The sequence below is a fragment of the Rhodococcus sp. R1101 genome (assembly GCF_000278445.1).
GTDB lineage: Bacteria > Actinomycetota > Actinomycetes > Mycobacteriales > Mycobacteriaceae > Rhodococcus > Rhodococcus gordoniae.
In genome coordinates this window covers 1-2,935 of record NZ_AJVB01000480.1, presented here as the reverse complement: position 1 = coordinate 2,935, position 2,935 = coordinate 1, and the positions used below count along the sequence as shown (strand labels likewise).

Annotated in this window: 2 protein-coding genes and 2 pseudogenes; 2 read left to right on the top strand and 2 right to left on the bottom strand. The window is 70.9% G+C overall.

From position 1 onward, the window contains the following. Positions 1–72: 72 nt before the first annotated feature. Together R1101_RS0120215 and trmB are read right to left on the bottom strand one after the other, a co-directional pair. Entirely contained in the window at positions 73–765 is a 693-nt protein-coding gene (locus tag R1101_RS0120215) for an NYN domain-containing protein (protein ID WP_026003512.1), read from the bottom strand. Then, positions 762–1,507 (bottom strand): annotated as a pseudogene (gene trmB / locus R1101_RS27730) (tRNA (guanosine(46)-N7)-methyltransferase TrmB). The gene R1101_RS0120215 and the pseudogene trmB overlap by 4 nt, the downstream one beginning before the upstream one ends. Before the next feature lie 135 nt (positions 1,508–1,642). On the opposite strand from trmB, the gene R1101_RS0120205 reads away from it, so the two are divergent. Together R1101_RS0120205 and R1101_RS0120200 are read left to right on the top strand one after the other, a co-directional pair. Beyond that, complete coding sequence (locus tag R1101_RS0120205) at positions 1,643–2,248, top strand: hypothetical protein (RefSeq protein WP_016935113.1); 606 nt, start codon at positions 1,643–1,645, stop codon at positions 2,246–2,248. Beyond that, a pseudogene (locus R1101_RS0120200) lies at positions 2,245–2,935 on the top strand (hypothetical protein); the annotation flags it as partial. The gene R1101_RS0120205 and the pseudogene R1101_RS0120200, both read left to right, overlap by 4 nt.

The following is a 2,935-nucleotide window of genomic DNA, read 5'->3' as shown; positions in this document are numbered from 1 at the left end:
GACCATCACCGCGATGACGGTGAAGCGCGCGCGGTAGACGAGCTCTCCCCAACGGTCGAACACGTGAGTCTCCTATTCGGCGACGCTCTTGCGCCCCACCAGGAGAGCAGAAAGCGGTCGGAACGGCTGCAGCCAGGCACCCTCGTCGGGCAGCGATTCCAGGCTGACGCGGGGCAGCGGTTCGCGGAACACACCGGGAATGTCCTCGAGATCGAGGAACTCGATGATCTCGGAGGTCACCGCCCAGCTGGCGTGCTCGCGGAAACCGAGCACCGTGGTGGCGATGCCCTGCTGCGCGAGCAGCTCGAGGGGTTCACGGAAGGCCTGCCCGTCGGCGGAGGCCACCATCACACCGGCGAGACCCTCCCGGTGCCTCAGCTCGATGTGGTGCAGCATGTCGGAGTCGACATCGCTGTCCTCGTCGATCTTCGGCTTGGCGAACACCGCGAAGCCCACATTACGCAGGGCCTCGACCCAGGGGCGGACGACGTCCGCGCTGCCCGGTGCGATGTTGGTGAACACCGTGGCCTCGGGCTCGAGGGTGGTGGAGTGCTGACGCGACAGTTCGGCGGTGCGCCCGAGCAGCCACCGGCCGAGAGCGTCGAAGCGCGGGCGGTAGGCGGCGGTGGGCCGTCCACCGAGGATTGCGCCGAGGCCCATGTCGAGGTTGGGTGCGTCCCAGACGAGCAGGACCTTACGGACCGGCTCGACGCCGTCGATCGCGGAGGAATCGGTCACGCCGGGAAGCTCTTCATGGACACTCATGCTCCGATCTTCCCCCAGACGAACTCGTTGATCGCGCTCCCCACCTGTGTGCCTTGTCCTCGAACTTCGTGACGGGTCGCTCGAGGCCGATCGGGGCGGTACCGGAGAACCGGGCGAGTCGAGGTTCGGCGTCGCCCACCTCGGCGATCGCTTCGGCGTAGTCGGCGTGGTCGGTGGCCACGTGCAGCACTCCGCCGGGCTTCAGCCGGTCGGCGATCAGCGCGAACGTCGGGGCCTGCAGGAGCCGGCGCTTGTGGTGGCGGGCCTTGGGCCACGGATCCGGGAAGAAGACCCGCACCCCGGTGAGCGACTCGGTGGTGAGCATCTTCTCGAGCACCTCGACGGCGTCGCCACGCAGGATCCGCAGATTCTCGATCGGCGCGTCGCTGTCGTAGCTGCGCTCGATGCCCTGCAGCGTCTGGGCGATGCCGGGCTTGTAGACCTCCACGGCGATGAGGTTCACCTCGGGCTCGGCCCCGGCCATGGCGAGGGCAGCGGTTCCCGTTCCGGATCCGATCTCGAGGACGAGCGGTGCGGAACGGCCGAACCACGCTTCGATGTCGAGCGGATCGTCGCCGACCTCCTTGCCGAGTTCGGGCCAACGACGGTCCCAGCACTGCTGTTGAGGGTCGGTCAGCGATCCACGGCGGGACCGGAAACTCGTCACCCTGGGGTACAGGCGGTTCCCGCGGGTCGGGCGCTCGTCGAGCGTCTCGGTGGTGTGCTGATCGGCTTCGTTCACCCGTCCATTGTCGCGTATCTCGGGAGTGTGTGGCGGGAGTGACCTGAGGGACCACAGTGTTTTCTCAGGGAAGCATTCGTTCCGCTGCCCACCGGCGGTCTCTCTGCCACAATCTCCGGCGACGATCGGGGGATCATGACGGGGGAGTTGTGGCATCACCTCGCCGCGCAGGTCGAGCAACTCGACGCGCAGGCCGGGCGGGTCCTGCGCAGCGCGCTGGCCCGGCACGCGGCCGTGTTGCGGGTGCAGGTGGCGGGCCGCGCAGGGACCGGCCGCGCGGTGACCGAGGCGCGGGTCCGGGAGTCGCTGCCGCACGATGCGGCCGCGGGCACGATCGTCGTCGGAGTGGCAGTGGACACACCGGGCGGTCCCGATCCGGTGCTCGACGCCGACCTCGTCGTCCACGTGGTGCCGCGTCGCCTCGACCCGGCTGTCGCGCACCCTGCCGACCGTGCCGCACTCGCGACCGTCGATCCTCGTCGCGTCGTCCTGGTGGTCTCTGGTGGGGCGGATGCCGCGGAGTGCGCCGTCGTCGCCCGTGCGACCGGCGTGGCCCCAGGGCAGGTGGCCGCGGTTCGCGAGGAGGAGCTGCTCGCAGAACTGATCGCCGCGCGTGCGGCCGTCGCCCGCGGGCTCCGCGACGAGGAGCTGGCCCGAGTCGCTGCGGGAATCCCCGCGGCTCCGCAGGTGCGGGAACTCGTCGAACACGCCCTGGATCTGGTGTCGGCGGGATCGCGGTGAACGCAGCCGACGACGTCCTGCGCCGATGGAACCCGCGCGGATGGATGCAGCTGCACGAACCACCCGCGACCGGTGTACGGGTCGTCGGAGTGCCCGGTTCCGGCGCCGGCACGCTGGCATCGGAACTGCGGCACCTCGGCGGCGTGGACATCGCGGACGACGGCAGGGCTGCTGCCCAGGGGCCCTCGGACCGGGCCGCGGTCACCCTCGTGGTGTTCGACCCCTCGGCCGTGATCGGACGGACCGAACTCGCACTCGTGCGCGCGGCAGCCGCCGAGTCGATCGAGGTGGTCTGTGCCCTGACGGGCATCGAGCGCTACCCCGACCACCGTGCGGTGCGCGACGCCGACGTCGAGATCCTGCACCGGCACGCACCCTGGCTGCCGCGCGTCGTCGTGCTGCCCGTCTCCGCCGAGGCCGCGCGGCGGGCCCGCGGGCACGATGCGAGCGAGGCCCTTCGGCAGACCGCGCTCGCCGGCTCGGGGATCGTCGAGCTGCGGGACGTCCTGGCCGCCGCCGTCCGGTCGTCGCACGACCCGCGACGGGTACGCACAGCGGTCGTCGCCGCCACGCGCCCGATGATCGGGGAGGAGATGGAGCGTCTGAGGACGGAGGACGACGGAGCGGACCTCCGCGCCGAACGCTCCCGCCTCACCACCACCGCACCACCCGCGACCTCCGGTCCCG

Excerpts from the sequence above, each read along its gene's own strand:
- R1101_RS0120215 (WP_026003512.1), bottom strand. The coding sequence starts at position 765 with ATGAGTGTCCATGAAGAGCTTCCCGGCGTGACCGATTCCTCCGCGATC.
- R1101_RS0120205 (WP_016935113.1), top strand. The coding sequence starts at position 1,643 with ATGACGGGGGAGTTGTGGCATCACCTCGCCGCGCAGGTCGAGCAACTC.